Origin of the sequence: Marinobacter nauticus (genome assembly GCF_003634635.1) — a bacterium.
Lineage (GTDB): Bacteria > Pseudomonadota > Gammaproteobacteria > Pseudomonadales > Oleiphilaceae > Marinobacter > Marinobacter nauticus.
Window position 1 is genome coordinate 1 of sequence record NZ_RBJB01000003.1, and the last position, 15855, is coordinate 15855.

The following is a 15855-nucleotide window of genomic DNA, read 5'->3' on the forward strand; positions in this document are numbered from 1 at the left end:
GCGGTGAACTGCAATCCGCTTGCCTGGGGCATGACTTCGATCCCTGAAGATTATGTTGAACTGACTCATCCTGAGCAGTCCCGATTATAACCACCGACTTGCAGAATACAAACCAACCATGCCTCATTCCTGAGGCATTGGCCTTAACGCTCAGCGTCTCTGCTGGTTGGACAACCACACACTCTGATACGGCTTCAGGGTGATTGACCCAGCCAGATCATCCACCTCCATTCCGGAGATCAAGTCTACCCAACGATCCGTTCCAATCAGATTAATATCACTGAGCGCCACCTGCTGCACCTCGGGACTGATGTTATGGATACAGAACACCGACTGCTCCCGGCGCATGCTCTGGCGCCAGAACCCGAACAACTGCAACCCCAGGTGTAAGGTGAACTGCGTGGCGTTCGGATGGAAAGCAGGTTGAGCACGGCGTATGGCAATCAAGCGCTTCAGCTCCCGGAATGCCTTGCTGTGGTGGGTCAGTGGATCTGCGAGGGTTTCCTCCAGTTGCGACAACTGCCATTGACTGCGGTTAATGGAGCGCAGGCGCCCGGTATGCTCCACCCGCGCCTGATCGTTCTCCGTGGCCAGCAAGCTGTGAATATAAAAGGCGGGAATGCCCTCGAGGGCCAGCATAATGGTATGCGCACACAGGAATCGCGCGAGCTGCCAGTGGTCAGCACCGCCTTCTGCGGTTCCTTTGAGGGCATCCCAGAGCGCAATGTTCATCTCATAGGGCTGATCCCGCCCGTCGGCCGTCCGGCGGTAGGACACCTTACCCCCAAACGACTCCATGGTGTTGATCAGGCGTTGCTTTTCATCTTCGGTCAGCAGGCCATCTGTGGGCCGCAGACCAACGCCGTCGTGGGAAGCGATAAAGTTCAGATAGGTGGTGCCCAGCTGCGCCGGGGGCATACTCATCAGCCAGGTTTTCAGATGTCGGCAATTGCCGGTCACCAGCGTGTTGATCAGCAGAGGCGGCAACGAAAAGTTATAGATGGCATGGGCTTCGTTGGCATTGCCAAAATAAGTCAGGTTCTCTCGATTGGGTACATTGGTTTCGGTGATCACTACCGCGTCCGGCGTGTGATGTTCAATCAGCAAGCGCAGGATCTTGATCAGCTCGTGGGTTTGCTGCAGATGAATACACGGCGTGCCCGGCTCTTTCCAGAGAAAGGCCACGGCATCCATACGGAAAATCATCACACCTCGTTCCAGGTATTGGCGGATGATACCCGCAAACTCCAACAGTACCTGCGGGTTGGCAAAGTTCAGGTCTACCTGATCTTCACTGAAGGTGCACCACACATAGCGCTCGCCGTCGTCGGTCTGCACCGGATTGAGCAGGGGCGACGTACGTGGCCTCACTACCTGGCTGAGGTCGTCTTTCGGGTTGCCTTCAAAGAAATAGTCCTTACCCGGGTCGATGCGCTTCTTATAGTTTTCGAACCACCGGCTGCGGGCCGACATGTGGTTGATCACAAGATCGGACATCAACTTGTAGTCCCGGGCAATGGCCTCAATCTCCGGCCAGCCACCGTGACTCTCATTCACCGCCAGGTAATCCATCACCGAAAAGCCATCATCAGAGCTGAAGGGAAAAAACGGCAGTATGTGCACCGCGGAAATGGAGTCCTTAAGGCTGTCATCCAGGAAGCGCTTGAGCGTCACCAGCGGCTTCTCGTCCGGTTGCTGAAGCGTGTCCGCGTAGGTAATCAGCAACACATCGGTTTCGTCCCAATGGTTCTGGTGGGCCGGTGGGGCGTCGGCATTGGGCGCCAGCCCCATGGTGGCCAGTAACTGCTCCGCCAGAAAGTCGCAATCTACCGAGGGATAGACGACCTCGAGCATACCTTGCAGCTTGCTCTTCAGTGGCTGAGTCATGGCCGATATTCCTGATTGTCCAGCTCAACAGCCTCCAGCAGTTGCTCACGAATGTCCGGAATGGCGCTGGTCACCCGGTTCCAGCTGGGGATAAAGGGGGTGTCCATGGGGTTGTCCAGGAAGTAGGCGCCGGCGCGCATCACATTCTGGGCAAACAATTCCACCGCCTTTTCTTCCTTGTGCCGATCAAAGCCGAGCCCGTTGATCACGGCGTCGTTCTGATAGGTTTCCACAAAATCCAGAGCAATACGGAAATAGGTCGCCTTGATGGTGCGGAACTTCTCATTGGAGAACACCTCGCCATTGGTGGCCAGCTTTCGGAACAGGGCCTTGGCGATGTCTACACTCATTTTGGACAGCCCTCGGCTGGCGTCCTCCGGCGAGAGATCCTGATGCTTGTGATCGTAGACATCAGCAATATCCACCTGGCACAGGCGATTAGTGGCGTAGTTTCGTTTCATCTCCGAGAGCACACCAATCTCCAGCCCCCAGTCACTGGGAATGCGCAGGTCATTGATGACATCCGTGCGGAACGAGAATTCTCCGGCCAGGGGATAACGGTAGCTGTCGAGGTAGTCGAGAAAATCGTTCGGGCCGCAGACTTTTTTCAGGGCACGGATCAGCGGGGTGACCAGCAGACGACTGACCCGGCCATTCATCTTGCTGTCGGCAACACGGGCGTAATAGCCCTTACAGAACATGTAGTTGAATCCAGGGTTGGCCACCGGGTAAATCAACCGTGCCAACAGGTCCCGCGAGTAGGTCAGGATATCGCAATCATGCAACGCCACCGATTTGCTCACCCCGGAGGCCAGCACATAACCGAAGCAATACCAGACATTCCGCCCCTTACCCATTTCAGTTGGGGCGAGGCCCTGCTCGCGAAGTTTGAGGTCGATGGCCCGCAAACGCGGCCCATCGTTCCACAGTACCTTGAACGGCTGAGGCAGCTCGGAGAAGTACTCCAATGCGTGCCGGTATTGTGCTTCATCGGCACGATCGAGCCCGATCACGATTTCTTCCAGGTAAGGCACCTTTGCCAGCTCCTGGACAATGTGTTTCAGGGCGGGGCCTTCCAGCTCTGAATACAGCGACGGCAACACCAGTGACATGGGCCGCGCTTTACGGAACTGAAGCAGATCGGCCTCGATGTCTTCTACCGGTCGTCGCACAAGATTGTGCAGGGTCGTTACTATGCCATTCTGGTAAAAGTCGCCCATGGCGCCTCTCCTATGCTTTTGGCCACGCCTGGCGGCCTAGTAGCCGTACTCGAAAAGAAGATTGAGTACGCATTCGTTCCAACCCTCCGGGCCGGGCTTCAGGGAGCGCATGGGGTGCTTCTGCGATGGCAACTGGACCTGATCGCTGTTTACCCCGCGAATCACCACCGGGATATCCGCAGCCTCCAGCATGCGCTGGTCGTTCGGGCTGTCGCCCAATGCGATGGTGACTATCGGCTCGCCCTGATAGTGCTCCCGGTATTGCTCCAGCAAAAAGCGGGCCCCCTCGGCTTTGTCGAACCGCCCCATGGCGTGCCAGAAGCGCCCACCCTGCACCAGACGGAGCCCCTCACGCTCCAGCGCCGCACTGAATTGGTCCAGCTCCGGGTCACTGCCTTGCCAGATCAGCGGCTCCGTACCCAGGCGCTGCCGGGCCCGAGAGGCCTCCACCTCATCCAGGCCCGCAACCTCCGCCAGTTCCGCATCCGCCATATCCGAAAAGCCCCGAAACTGTGCACCCGCCCTCCTCTGCACCATAAGCGTGCGAAGGACCTGCTGATGATCTGCTCCAAAATTCATCACCTGTTCTTCGGTGCGGTCCAGACAGCCCGCCGGGATAACCGCCGCCGCGCCGTTCTCGACGATAAAGGGGGCCCGTATGCCCATCGCGTTTTGCAGATGGCGCATCTCGGCGGCGGTTTTACTGGAGTTAAAAATCAAGGGGATACCGTTAGTGGCCAACTTTGCCATGGCCGGCGATGCGGCCCGCCAGCTGTAGCTGTGATGGTCCAGCAAGGTGCCGTCCAGGTCGGTGAAAACTATCAGGTGTGGTTGCATTTGGTTCACCTGCTCTGCAATCTGTTGTTAGGCTTCAACCCTATACATACGCAGTATTCATACCAAAGCCAGGTCGTTTTATGAGCAACAACAGCTTTCAGGTGGAACATCGCTACCTGGAATTACCGGACAGCTTCTACAGCCGGGTACAGCCATCCCCCCTTTCTGAACCGCGCATGGTTTGCTTTAACCAGGCCCTGGCCAGCGATATGGGATTTCTGGTGCGGGATGAAAATGACTGGGCGGCCATTGGTGCCGGCGCCGAACTCCTGGAGGGGATGGACCCGGTCGCCATGAAGTACACCGGGCATCAGTTCGGCATGTACAACCCGGAACTGGGCGATGGCCGCGGCCTCTTACTTTGGGAAACCGTGGGACCGGACGGTACACGTTGGGACTGGCACCTGAAAGGGGCAGGCACCACGCCCTACTCCCGCTTCGGCGATGGCCGGGCAGTACTCCGGTCAACCATTCGTGAGTATCTGTGCAGTGAGGCCATGCATGGCCTGCGAATTCCCACCACCCGGGCGTTGTTCATGATCAGCGCCAAAAACCCGGTGCGCCGGGAGTCCATCGAAACCGCCGCCGCTTTGATGCGGGCAGCGAAAAGCCACATCCGGTTTGGCCACTTCGAGTTTGCAGCCCACCATGAAGGGCCGGACGCCCTGAAAACCTTGCTAGAGCATGTAATTGCCCTGCACTTCCCTCACCTGATCAGCTTGCCGGAGGACCAACGCTACGCCCGCTGGTTTGAGGAAGTGGTGGAACGCACCGCCAGGCTAATCGCGAAATGGCAGGCCGTTGGTTTCTGCCATGGGGTGATGAACAGCGACAATATGTCGATTATCGGTGACACTTTTGACTATGGCCCCTTCGCGTTCCTGGACGATTTCGACGCCGGCTTCGTTTGCAATCACTCCGATCACGAAGGCCGCTATGCCTACAACCGCCAGCCCCAGGTAGGCTTTATCAACTGTCAGTACCTGGCCAATGCGTTGTTGCCGATCATGGAAGAGGATACCGTTCGCCGGGGACTTCGACGCTATGAAACCGCCTACAACGAGCATTTCAAACACCAGATGCTCGCCAAACTGGGGCTGGAGGAAGCGGATGGGGCAGATATGGGCCTGATCATGGACACCTTCAGCATGCTCCACGAACACCGCGTGGACTACACCCGGTTTTTCCGCGGCCTGTCCAACCTGCACGACCATGGTACCGCGCCGGTTCGTGATCTGTTCGCAGACCGCAGCGTGGCTGACGAATGGCTGGAACGTTACGAAGCCAGACTACAGAAGGAAACCCGTGGCCACGATGAACGGGAATACGCCATGCGCCGGGTAAACCCGAAGTACATTCTGCGCAACTACCTGGCCCAGCAAGTCATCCTGGAGGCGCAGAACGGCGACTATGAGCCAATGAAGGAACTGCTCAAGGTGTTGGAAAAGCCCTTTGATGAGCAACCCGAGTATGAGAAATACGCTGCCCTGCCGCCGGATTGGGGGAAACATCTGAACATCAGCTGCTCTTCCTGAACGGCCGCTATTTCACCAGGGCATCTTCCTCATGTTTGACTGGCGCCAGCGCATCCAGCCTGGCGCCGTGTCGCATCATAAACAGCACCAGAAGAATCGCAGGCACGCCCATCAACCCCGCAATCAGGAAGAACTCGGCGTAGCCAAAGTTCGCCACCACAATCCCGGAAAAGCCCCCCAGGAACTTGCCCGGCAGCGTCATCAGCGAGCTGAACAAGGCATACTGGGTGGCGGTGAACGAGGCACTGGTCATGCTGGACAGCCAGGCAATCAGCGCCACGTTGGCAATACCGCCACTGAGGTTATCGGCACTCACCACCAAGGCCAGCGCCGCGATATCCGGTGGTTGCTGGGCTAGCAGCACGAATAGAAGATTGGTTGCCGCCGTCATGACGGCACCTGCCAGCAGTATCCGGCGCACGCCATAGCGCACCACCAGCACCCCACCGACCATGGAGCCAACAATGGTCATGAAAAACCCGAACACCTTGGTGACATCGGCCACCTGGGTTTTACTGAAACCCATAAAATCCAGATAGAACGGATTGGCCATCACCCCCATGGCAATATCCGAAATGCGATACACCGCCACCAGCACCAGAATGGCCACCGCCAGCTCCCGATACCGACGGAAGAAGTCCAGAAACGGACCAGCCACGGCGGCATAGAACCAGCCAGTTAACCTGGCCAGGCGTTCCGGCAGGTGGCTTCGTTTCTCCACCTCTTCCTCAATTCGATGGGCAATGTCCTGCGCAGCCGCAAAATGATTTACTTCCGGCTCTTTCACAATCAGCACCGTCAGCGCACCCACACCCACCAGCGCTGCCATCACCTGGTACGACACTTCCCAGGACCAGAACTCCGCCACATACAGTGCACCGGCGCCAGCCACCAGCAACGCCAGCCGATAACCAAAGATGTATGTGGCCGCTAACGCCGCCTGCAGACGCTCCTGAGCAATCTCAATGCGATAGGCATCAATGGCGACATCCTGCGTGGCGGAGGAAAAAGCCACCAACAATCCGAACAGCGCCAGTGTCTCCGGAGCCGCCAGGGCGTCCGTCTGGGACATCAGGTACAACCCGGTGGCAATGCCCGCCTGAGCCAGCAGAATCCAGCTGCGGCGCTTGCCAAACAAGCGATCCAGCACCGGCAGTTTCAGCCGATCCACCACCGGTGCCCAGAACACCTTGATGGAATAGGTAATGCCAAGCCAGCTGAAAAAACCGATGGTGGCGGTCTCCACCCCAACGTCTGCCAGGCGGGCATTAAGGGTGGAAAACACCAGCAGAAAGGGCAGCCCCGCCGAGAACCCGAGAAACAACATGGCAATCACTTGCCAGCGGGTGTAGGTGTAGGCGGTATCCCGAATCAGGGCTGCAACGTTGGGAGGAAGATAAATAGGAGCCTCTCCGAATCAGTCGCGAAAGTTGTTGAACTGCAGCGGGATGTCCAGTTCTGCCTCACGCAACATGGCAATGGCTTCCTGCAGGTCGTCCCGTTTCTTGCCGGTAACCCGTACCTTGTCGCCCTGAATGCTGGCCTGCACTTTCATCTTCTGCTCTTTGATCAACTTCACGATCTTCTTGGCCATGTCCGTTTCAATACCCTGCTTCAGGGTGAAATGCTGCTTCACCAGCTTGCCCGCTTTGCTTTCACCATCTTCGGACAGGGCGCGGGTGTCGATGTTGCGCTTGGCAAAGGCCATTCGCATCATGTCCACCAACTGCTCCAGCTGGAACTCCTGCTCGGCGCTCAGCGTCAGGCGCTTGTCTTCCAGTTCGATGTCCGCCTCAACATTCTTGAAATCCCAGCGGTTACCCAGTTCACGCTTGGCCTGATCCACCGCGTTGGTGACTTCGTGCATCTCGATTTCTGAAACAATGTCAAAAGAAGGCATAGTCGTTATTCTCCAAAGGCCACGGAGGGGTATACTGTGGCGACAATTTGATTACGGATGTTCGAAACCGCCAAGAATACCAAGAGCTGTGGCGAACCGCATCTGACAATGGACTGGTAAGAAGTAGATAAATAATGCCAAACCTCGATCTTCCCATTCTCGTAGTAGACGACGCCAAATTCAGCAGTATGGTGGTGGGCCGTACGCTGCGAAATGCCGGATACCGCGACATACGCATCGCCAACAACGCACCGGCTGCCCTGAAACTCATGGAACAACGCCCGGTCAGCGTACTGATTGCAGACTGGCTGATGCCGGAAATGGACGGCCTGCAGCTGACCGACCAGGTTCGCCAGCAAGACGAGCAGAACAACCACTACACCTATGTGATTCTGCTCACCGCCCGCGAGAGCGTGGAAGCCTTGTCGGAAGCATTCGACCGGGGTGTGGATGACTTCATCTACAAATCAGACATGACCAAACAGCTCATCCCTCGCATCTTTGCGGCGGACCGCATGGCAGACCGGCAGAACACCCTGCTGCGCGCCAACGCGCTGCTGGTGGAGAACAACCGGGAACTGGAATCCAGCAACATCATTGATCTGGAAACCGGCCTGACCAACAATAAATACGCGCGCCAGCGCTTGCAGAAAACCCTGCGCCACGCCGAATCCCGGGGCGGGTCAACCGCCTACGTCATGTGCGGCATCCGTAACTGGCAAGAGCTGAAGCGCAAACATCCGCCCAGCGTGATGAGCGAACTGTCGATCGGCATCGCCCGGCGCCTGAGCACATTGATTCGCCCGATTGATGCCCTGTGTCGGGTGGGTGATAACCAGTTTGCGATTGTCTCCTACTTTCCCAACAGTGATCACTGCACCACCACCGCGTTCCGGCGCATTTTTGACGGCATCAACCACAAAGCCCTGAAAACCACCGCCGGCTTCATCTCTGTGGAGGCCGGTATGGCCCTGTGCAAAGCCGATGCCCAGGACGGCACGCCAACAGTGCAGGATTTGGAGCGCGCAGCCGTGCAAGGATTGGTAGATGCCTATGAAACCCGTCGTTTCACCGAAACCACCCCGGAGATACGGGAAGGTGTGTAGCGATCACAAACAGTAACACTGGGACACACTTCACAAACAGACAGGAAAGGCGATCAGGCTTATTCTGACATTGTGGAATCAAGCAGTATCCACCCATGGCGGAGGAGCCGAGTAGTACCTCCGCCGCCATATGGGTACCGCAGGTGGATTCCTCAGGATCAACGAATTTTTCAGGCACTTTCGTTCTTTCCGAATTTCTTAAGCCAGCTTTTATAAGCTGGCTTTTTTATTGCCTGCGAAAATCCCCCGGCGTCTTACCCGTCGCTGCCTTGAACTTTCGATGAAACGACGTGGTTTCGCTGTAGCCCAGGCGCAAGGCAATATCCGGAATACTCATGTCGGTATTCTGCAAATAGTCCTCCGCCATCTGCTGGCGCACCTCATCCAGCAACTTCTGATACGACACCCCTTCCTGGCTCAGCTTTCGCTGTAAGGTACGGCTGGTCATCCCCAGATCCTCGGCGACCATATCCTGACGGGTAATGCCCTCGGCGAGCTGTTTCTGGATGCTTTGCTTTACCTTGCTGGTCAGATCCGTGTCGGTGTCGAGCAACGCCAACTGAGACAATGCATGGGCTTCCAGGGTTTTTCGCAATAGCGGGTCTGGCTGACGCAGGCGGGTTGCGAGCAGTGCCTGAGCAAAGGTGACACTGTCCTCCTCTGCATCAAACTGTACAGGGCATTGCCAGCGCAAAGCATAGGCCTTCTCATGCTCCGGGCCGGGAGAAGGCCGCCTCAGGCGAACTTCCAGCGGCGTGGCGTCCGTGCTGTCTGCCAGCCATCGCGCATAGTTGATCCAGGAGGCAAAGACATTGTCCACCACCTGGGGCCACACCACAGAATCGGTAAAATTGCAGGTCCAGATCAGTGTCGCGCAATCGCCCTTCATCTTGAGGCGGGTGGTACCCATATCCCCCACCAGCTTCTCATAGGGCGCAATACGTGTAACCGCTTCCCCCAACGTGGCGCAGCTCATGGTGATGTAACCCAGTACACTGTAGGAACCGGGTTGCACATAGTCGCCGGTCTCCAATCCCAATACCGGGTTACCGGTATGTTCGGCCAGCAAGTGAATAAATGCCTGGAGCTGTTCGCCGTCGATTCGGCCCTCATCGGAATCCAGGATCTCGGGCTTCAAACCCGCCTTTTCAAACAGCGGATCAACCGCGATACCTTTGGCATCGGCGTAGCGAACATACTGCCGCAAAGCGGCGACGGAAGCTGTGCCCAACGCATTCATGGTGATGACTTTCGTTGTTGGAATTGTTTGAAAAGTATAAACAAAAACGCCCGGTTATGAACCGGGCGTTTTCAGGGCATCAACAAACCATCAAAGCTTGCGGCCTTTGCCAGCGGCAATCCGCAGGCGCAGCGCGTTCAGCTTGATAAAGCCTTCCGCATCTTTCTGATCGTAAGCACCCTGGTCTTCTTCAAAGGTGGCGATCTTCTCATCGAACAGAGAATCGTCAGACTTGCGGCCGACCACGTCTACATTGCCCTTGTACAGCTTCAGGCGAACGGTGCCGTTCACGTAATTCTGGGTCTGGTCGATCAGCGCCTGAAGAGCCTCACGCTCCGGAGACCACCAGTAACCGTTGTAGATCACCTCGGCATAGCGCGGCATCAGGCTGTCCTTCAGGTGTGCCACTTCACGGTCCAGAGTAATGGACTCGATGGCGCGGTGGGCGCGCAGCATGATGGTACCACCCGGAGTTTCGTAACAGCCGCGGGACTTCATGCCCACGTAGCGGTTCTCGACGATGTCCAGGCGGCCAATACCATTTTCACCGGCCAGCTTGTTCAGGGTTTCCAGCACCACGTGGGGCTTCATTTCCTGACCATCAACGGCAACGATGTCGCCTTTCCTGTAGGTGAGCTCCACGTAAGTGGGCTTGTCCGGCGCGGCTTCCGGAGATACGCTCCAACGCCACATGTCTTCCTCGGCTTCCGCCCAGGGGTCTTCCAGGTTGATGCCTTCGTAGGAGATGTGCAGCAGGTTGGCGTCCATGGAATACGGGCTCTTGCCCTTCTTCATTTCCACGGGGATGTTGCGCTCTTCACAATACTTGAGCAGCTTTTCGCGGGAGTTCAGATCCCACTCACGCCAGGGAGCGATCACCTTCACGCCCGGCTTCAGGGCATAGGCGCCAAGCTCAAAACGAACCTGGTCGTTACCTTTACCGGTAGCACCGTGAGAGATGGCGTCTGCACCCGTCTCGTTGGCAATGTCGATCAGGCGCTTGGCAATCAGCGGGCGGGCGATAGAGGTACCCAGCAGGTACTCGCCTTCGTAGATGGTATTGGCGCGGAACATCGGGAACACGTAATCGCGCACAAACTCCTCGCGCAGGTCCTCGATGTAGATTTCCTTAACGCCCAGCGCTTCGGCTTTCGCACGCGCCGGCTCCACTTCCTCGCCCTGGCCAATGTCGGCGGTAAAGGTTACCACCTCACAGTTATAGGTATCCTGCAACCACCGAACGATGACGGAAGTATCCAGGCCACCGGAATAGGCCAGCACCACCTTTTTAATATCAGACATGCCCTTGCTCCAGACTGAACAGAATGGATGTGTTGAAAAGAAGGGCAACATTGTACGGGATGGCGGGGGGAATGGCTATAAAGCCCCTACCCTGCCAAAGGATAGGGGCGCCATGGACGACAAAAGTACTGGTTTAGCCAGCGGCCTGGGAGTGCTGGGTTACCACTTCTTCGCGAATGCCATCCCAACCTTCTTTGATTGAACGCAAGAGCTCAGCGACCTCATCCAGTTTGGCGGGATCGTTTTTCACATTCGCCTCGAATAGAGTCCGCTCCATATAGTCGTATAGACCTTCCAGACGCTCTGCAAGATCGCCACCCTTCTCGAAATCAAGGAAGCTGCGCAAGCCGCCGATGATTTCAATGGCTTTGCTGATGAGCCGGCCTTTACCCTCAATGTCATTGGCCTGCATCCGGGCCTTGGCCATATTGATCCTTTCCAGGGCACCGCTGTATAGCAGTTGGATCAGCTTGTGAGGGTCAGCGTCAGTGATGCTGGTTTGAGCGTTTACCCGCTGATATGCCTGTAAACCGTTCATAATAAACCTCTTCGTTACCGGGACTTGCCCCGCTTATCGATTACTGTTGTTCTGCGGAGCCAGTGCCGCAAGCTGCTGTGTCAGGTAATCGCCTGTACTGTTGAGCTGGGAAATCAGGGAATCCGCCGCCGTGAACTGGCTGACCAGCCGCTCACGGTAGGAGGCAATCCTGTCTTCCAGCCGGATCCGTTCCTCCTGAATCCGCTCAAGATCACGGCTCAGGCTATCCGTTTTTGCGTCGAGAATGCCGTCGGCACCCACAATGTCGGTGACAAGATTAACGGCCTGTTCACCAATACCTTCGATGAAATTTACCCGCCCGAGATCGCCGTCCTTATAGCCGGCAACCTGAAGCTGCATGCCTTTGGCACCGCCCGCGCCAGTGACGGTCAGTACCCGGCCATCACCGGTCGCCTCCTGGCCATTGACCGTACCGGCAACGTCTTTGCCTAAGGTTCCGGTTTTGGCGGAAAGCCCGAGCGCCGCACCATTTTCCACGGACAGGATGCTGACATTTGAACTACTGCCGAATGCTCCAGAGGTAAACTGGAGTACGCCATTGCTGTCGAGCCCGACCCGCACAGACTGGCCGGCTGCATTCAAGGCCGAGTTGCTGTCGATCTGGCTCTGGATTTCGGCCACCAGGTCGGCCGCACTTGCGTAGGTTTGCTGGCTGAGCTGAATAGTAAAGTTGGTGGAACCGTCAACGGTGAACTCGATCTCGTCATTGGTACCATCAATCACCACGCCGTCGGCCAATGCCGAATCACCCAGCACGCCACCCTGAGTGGCAGCCTGGGTGATATTGATGGCGTAGTTTCCACGGGTTGTCCCGCTGCCAGAGCCAAGGAACTCAACGTCTGCGCTCGAGGTACGGCCCTGCTCGGCGAACAGCGCAGTCACGTCGTCCGGGTTCTTTTTCAGCTGCTCTTCAAACTTGGCACGATCAAAGCTCAAACCGCCGGTTTCATAGTCTGTGGTAATGCCGACATCAGCCAGGGTCCGAATACTGGCATTCTCAAGCCCTGGCACCACGCGGCCCAGAACATTGCGCAACTGCGCCTGGATTGAGCGGATGGTGGTATCACCCGAAAGAATACCGCCTTGCCCCGTCTCGGCATTAAAGCCGGACAACCCTTTGATGGTTGTCTGGAGGGCATTGAACTTTTCAACAAACGCTCCGACACGATCTGCTACCGCACCGAAATCCTGCTCGACTTTGATGGTGGAGGTCACACCTTCTGCTTTTGCCTCAAAACTCAGGCCATCAATAACATCCGTGAAGGAGTTGGTCGAACGGGTAATCTCAATACCGTTGATCTCGACCCTCGCGTCTTTGGCAGCGATGGTCTCCTGCATGTTCTGGGTGGTGTCGTTAAACACAAACTGGGACAGACCGGCAGCGTCGTCATTGTTACCATCATCATCGGTAACCGAAACGGAAATGGCATTTGCCTCGCCGGTTTCTTCGGACGACAGCACCAGCCGGAAGCCGCTACCCGTGTCGATAACGCCAGCCGATACGCCAATGCCCGCTTCGTTGATTTCGTCCGCCAGCCCCTGCAAGGTGTTGTTAGAACCATCGATGGTGAGCGTCGCCGATTTATCACCGGAAGAAATGGTGAACGATCCGGTACCGACCGACGTAGAGTCACGATCAGCAAACGTGGAAGACGCCAGGGACTGCGACTGCGCAAGGCTCAACACATTGACGTTGTAGGTGCCACGGCTGGCCTTGGTGCTGTCTACCGTAACCGATACATCCTCATTTGAAGACGTTGCCGAAAAGGCTTTCAGATTGTCGGGCGCGCTCAGCTGACGCATCGGCAGCCGAAGCTCCGTGATAGCGCTCTTCAAGGTGCCATAGGCAGAAATGAGCAACTCTGCCTTCTGGGTTCGGGTGTCGAGCCGATTCTCTTTAGGCGCACGCTCAGCTTCAACGAGCTGATCAACCAGATCAGAGTTCAGAACTCCCGAGCCGATACCTAATGCTGAAATATTTGCCATAACCATGCCTCCTCAAGGGGGCGCTTCGCTTACTTAGTCCTTTATCGGCTGCCAGCGGCAAAACTTTGCCTATATTTCGGCTAACCACTACACCAATTTGTAACACCCTGTAACGGACAGTCTAGCACCGTATAAAGCAGAACACCGCCGGACCCTGTCAGGGTGCGGCGGTGCTGAAATACCGTTGTCTGCCATCCGCGTAAAAGCGGCAAGCTTTCACACTTTGATGTTAAACAACGTCAGCGGTTCATCCTGCTGCAATTTTTCTGCCAACCTCATTGCCACTTCGTCCGGGATCTGACGGATGACTTCCTGGGTGCTCTGATCAACCACTTTAACAATGGTCTGCCCCATCTCGTTATCCACCTCAAACTGAAGATCCCGCTGCACATTCTGCACGAAATCATTCAATTGGCTCACCGCATCATTCAATTCATCCCGCTGCGCTTCCGAACGAGCCTGAAGCTTCTCGGCTCTGGATGTCTCAGTCGCGGCCTGCGGGCTCTGAATGGCTGAGCCACTCGAACCTGAAGCAGCAAGGTCAGGGGCTTTTCCGCCCTCGGCCTGAGATGACGACAGTGCCTTCCCCGGAGCCTGGGCGTTGGAACGCACCAGCTTGAGATCCGGGTTATTCAGGTTAACGTCATTCATAGCTTTACCTCGCTATTCCTCTAACGGCGTAAAGCCGGAACCCGAAGGTTCCGGCCGTTACCGCCAAGCCCTTACTGCAGCAGAGACAGAACCTGCTGAGGACGGGCGTTCGCCTGAGCCAGGACGGAGATACCGGCCTGCTGCAGCACCTGGGCCTTGGACAGCTTGGCTGTCTCAGCCGCGAAGTCCGCGTCCAGAATCCGGCTCTGAGCGGCGCTCAGGTTGGTGCTGGTGGACTCCAGGTTGGAGATGGTGCTTTCGAAGCGGCTCTGGATCGCACCAAACTTCGCACGCTGGGAGTTAATGGTGTTCAGCGCCGCGTCTACGGTCTTCAGGGCCTGGGTCGCGCTCTCGAAAGAGGAGATGTCCAGATCAGACACCTTGCGCAACTCAGAACCAGTGTCCGCGAAGGCATTAGAGCTTGTGACATCAACCGCGAAGGAGCGATCAGAATCCAGCTGCAGATAGCCACTGGTTGCCACATCTTCAGCGGTGGTGTCCGCAGTCAGGGTTGCCGCACCACCTGCATCCTGGAGCGCACCCTCGTCATCGCGGAACTGCTTGGTAATAGTCACGTTACCGGCGTTCTGTACCCCAGTGTCGCCAACCACGATATCCGCACCCGTTTCGTTGGTCAGGACGATGGAGGCACCATCCTCGGCAACTTCTGCGGTGATACCGGTCTTGGAAGACTGGTCATTGATCGCCGCTACCGCAGCAGACAGTGAATCCTGGCCACTGGTTGCGTCAATGGTGAAGGACACAGACTGAGCTTCGCTGTTGTCCGCAGTCAGATTCAGGGTATAGCTACCAGAAGCTGCAAAGGCCAGATCCACTTCGGTACGGGCCGTGGCGGTTACGCCAGTGTCTGCAGTCTTGGAGTTAATATCGGCCGCGATATCCTTGGATGTCGCGTTGGCCGCAACGCTGATGGTTTCTGAACCCAGGTAGCCGTTGATGGCCACAGAGCCGGAAGACACACCATTCACCGCGCCACCACCAGAAGCGGCTGTGCCAGCTGCTGCACCGCTCGCGATCACCTGGTTGTTACCGTACTTGTCGGTACGCAGGTTGGAGGTAGAGGCAGAAATAGTTTCGTTGGCGTTGGCACCAACCTGGAACTGGGCGGAGCCGAAAGTACCGTCGAAGAGCTTCTGGCCGTTGAAGTTGGTAGTTGTTGCAATACGATCCAACTCAGAAACCAACTGGTTTACTTCGTCCTGCAGAGCCTGACGATCAGAGGAAGAGTTGGAAGCGTTAGCAGACTGAACCGCCAGCTCACGAACACGCTGCAGGATGTTACCTGCCTCGCCCAAGGCACCTTCTGCGGTCTGCGCCAGAGAGATACCGTCGTTGGCGTTACGGGTTGCCTGGTTCAGACCACGGATCTGAGCTTCGAAGCGGTTGGAAATCGCCAGACCGGCCGCGTCGTCTTTGGCAGAGTTAATGCGCAGACCTGAGGACAAACGCTCCAGAGCCTGATTGGACTGGTTCTGGGATTTGTTCAGCTGGTTCTGAGCGGACAATGAAGCAACGTTAGTGTTAATACCGAGAGCCATAATGCTTCTCCTTCGACTGATGTCGTTTTCTCTTGAAACGGTCTGGCGCCCGATTCAAGTTTGGAGCGCCGCC

13 protein-coding genes are annotated in these 15855 nt (G+C 56.6%); 2 read left to right on the forward strand and 11 right to left on the reverse strand.

The features are described 5' to 3' along the window. Window positions 1-150: 150 nt before the first annotated feature. The 3 genes from C7436_RS05905 to C7436_RS05915 are packed head-to-tail and all read right to left on the reverse strand — an operon-like array spanning window position 151 to window position 3944. Window positions 151-1887 (reverse strand): alpha-amylase family glycosyl hydrolase, encoded by a 1737-nt coding sequence (locus tag C7436_RS05905; protein ID WP_014422018.1) that lies wholly within the window; start codon window positions 1885-1887, stop codon window positions 151-153. Continuing rightward, the gene (locus tag C7436_RS05910; RefSeq protein ID WP_022992716.1) at window positions 1884-3107 is read right to left on the reverse strand and encodes a glycosyltransferase family protein; all 1224 of its coding nucleotides are present in this window, start codon (window positions 3105-3107) and stop codon (window positions 1884-1886) included. The genes C7436_RS05905 and C7436_RS05910 overlap by 4 nt, the downstream gene beginning before the upstream one ends. A gap of 36 nt (window positions 3108-3143) precedes the next feature. Continuing rightward, window positions 3144-3944 (reverse strand): HAD-IIB family hydrolase, encoded by an 801-nt coding sequence (locus C7436_RS05915; protein ID WP_121207049.1) that lies wholly within the window; start codon window positions 3942-3944, stop codon window positions 3144-3146. 80 nt (window positions 3945-4024) lie between these two features. On the opposite strand from C7436_RS05915, the gene C7436_RS05920 reads away from it, so the two are divergent. Beyond that, the gene (locus tag C7436_RS05920) at window positions 4025-5479 is read left to right on the forward strand and encodes a protein adenylyltransferase SelO (RefSeq protein WP_121207050.1); all 1455 of its coding nucleotides are present in this window, start codon (window positions 4025-4027) and stop codon (window positions 5477-5479) included. A gap of 7 nt (window positions 5480-5486) precedes the next feature. Here the strand turns inward: C7436_RS05920 and C7436_RS05925 are convergent, their stop codons facing one another. Both C7436_RS05925 and C7436_RS05930 read right to left on the reverse strand, forming a co-directional pair. Then, window positions 5487-6815 carry an AmpG family muropeptide MFS transporter gene (locus C7436_RS05925; protein ID WP_211329857.1) on the reverse strand — a complete coding sequence of 443 codons (1329 nt, stop codon included), beginning with the start codon at window positions 6813-6815 and terminating at the stop codon, window positions 5487-5489. Window positions 6816-6896: 81 nt separating this feature from the next. Then, entirely contained in the window at window positions 6897-7379 is a 483-nt protein-coding gene (locus C7436_RS05930) for a YajQ family cyclic di-GMP-binding protein (RefSeq protein ID WP_121207052.1), read from the reverse strand. 134 nt (window positions 7380-7513) lie between these two features. Between C7436_RS05930 and C7436_RS05935 the strand changes: the two genes are divergently transcribed. Further along, window positions 7514-8485, forward strand: a complete 972-nt coding sequence (locus C7436_RS05935; RefSeq protein ID WP_023009000.1) for a response regulator — start codon at window positions 7514-7516, stop codon at window positions 8483-8485. A gap of 226 nt (window positions 8486-8711) precedes the next feature. Here C7436_RS05935 and C7436_RS05940 read toward each other — a convergent pair whose 3' ends face one another. The 6 genes from C7436_RS05940 to C7436_RS05965 form a co-directional block, all read right to left on the reverse strand. Then, window positions 8712-9725 (reverse strand): AraC family transcriptional regulator, encoded by a 1014-nt coding sequence (locus C7436_RS05940; protein ID WP_121207053.1) that lies wholly within the window; start codon window positions 9723-9725, stop codon window positions 8712-8714. Between the two features lie 90 nt (window positions 9726-9815). Further along, a complete protein-coding gene (locus C7436_RS05945; RefSeq protein WP_011786034.1) occupies window positions 9816-11027 on the reverse strand; it encodes an argininosuccinate synthase in 1212 nt (403 codons plus the stop codon). A 133-nt stretch (window positions 11028-11160) separates the two neighbouring features. Then, a complete protein-coding gene (gene fliS, locus C7436_RS05950; RefSeq protein ID WP_011786035.1) occupies window positions 11161-11565 on the reverse strand; it encodes a flagellar export chaperone FliS in 405 nt (134 codons plus the stop codon). A gap of 33 nt (window positions 11566-11598) precedes the next feature. Continuing rightward, complete coding sequence (gene fliD, locus C7436_RS05955) at window positions 11599-13572, reverse strand: flagellar filament capping protein FliD (protein WP_121207890.1); 1974 nt, start codon at window positions 13570-13572, stop codon at window positions 11599-11601. Between the two features lie 216 nt (window positions 13573-13788). Continuing rightward, the gene (locus tag C7436_RS05960) at window positions 13789-14223 is read right to left on the reverse strand and encodes a flagellar protein FlaG (RefSeq protein WP_014422025.1); all 435 of its coding nucleotides are present in this window, start codon (window positions 14221-14223) and stop codon (window positions 13789-13791) included. 71 nt (window positions 14224-14294) lie between these two features. Then, window positions 14295-15782 carry a flagellin N-terminal helical domain-containing protein gene (locus C7436_RS05965; protein WP_121207054.1) on the reverse strand — a complete coding sequence of 496 codons (1488 nt, stop codon included), beginning with the start codon at window positions 15780-15782 and terminating at the stop codon, window positions 14295-14297. Window positions 15783-15855 lie beyond the last annotated feature (73 nt).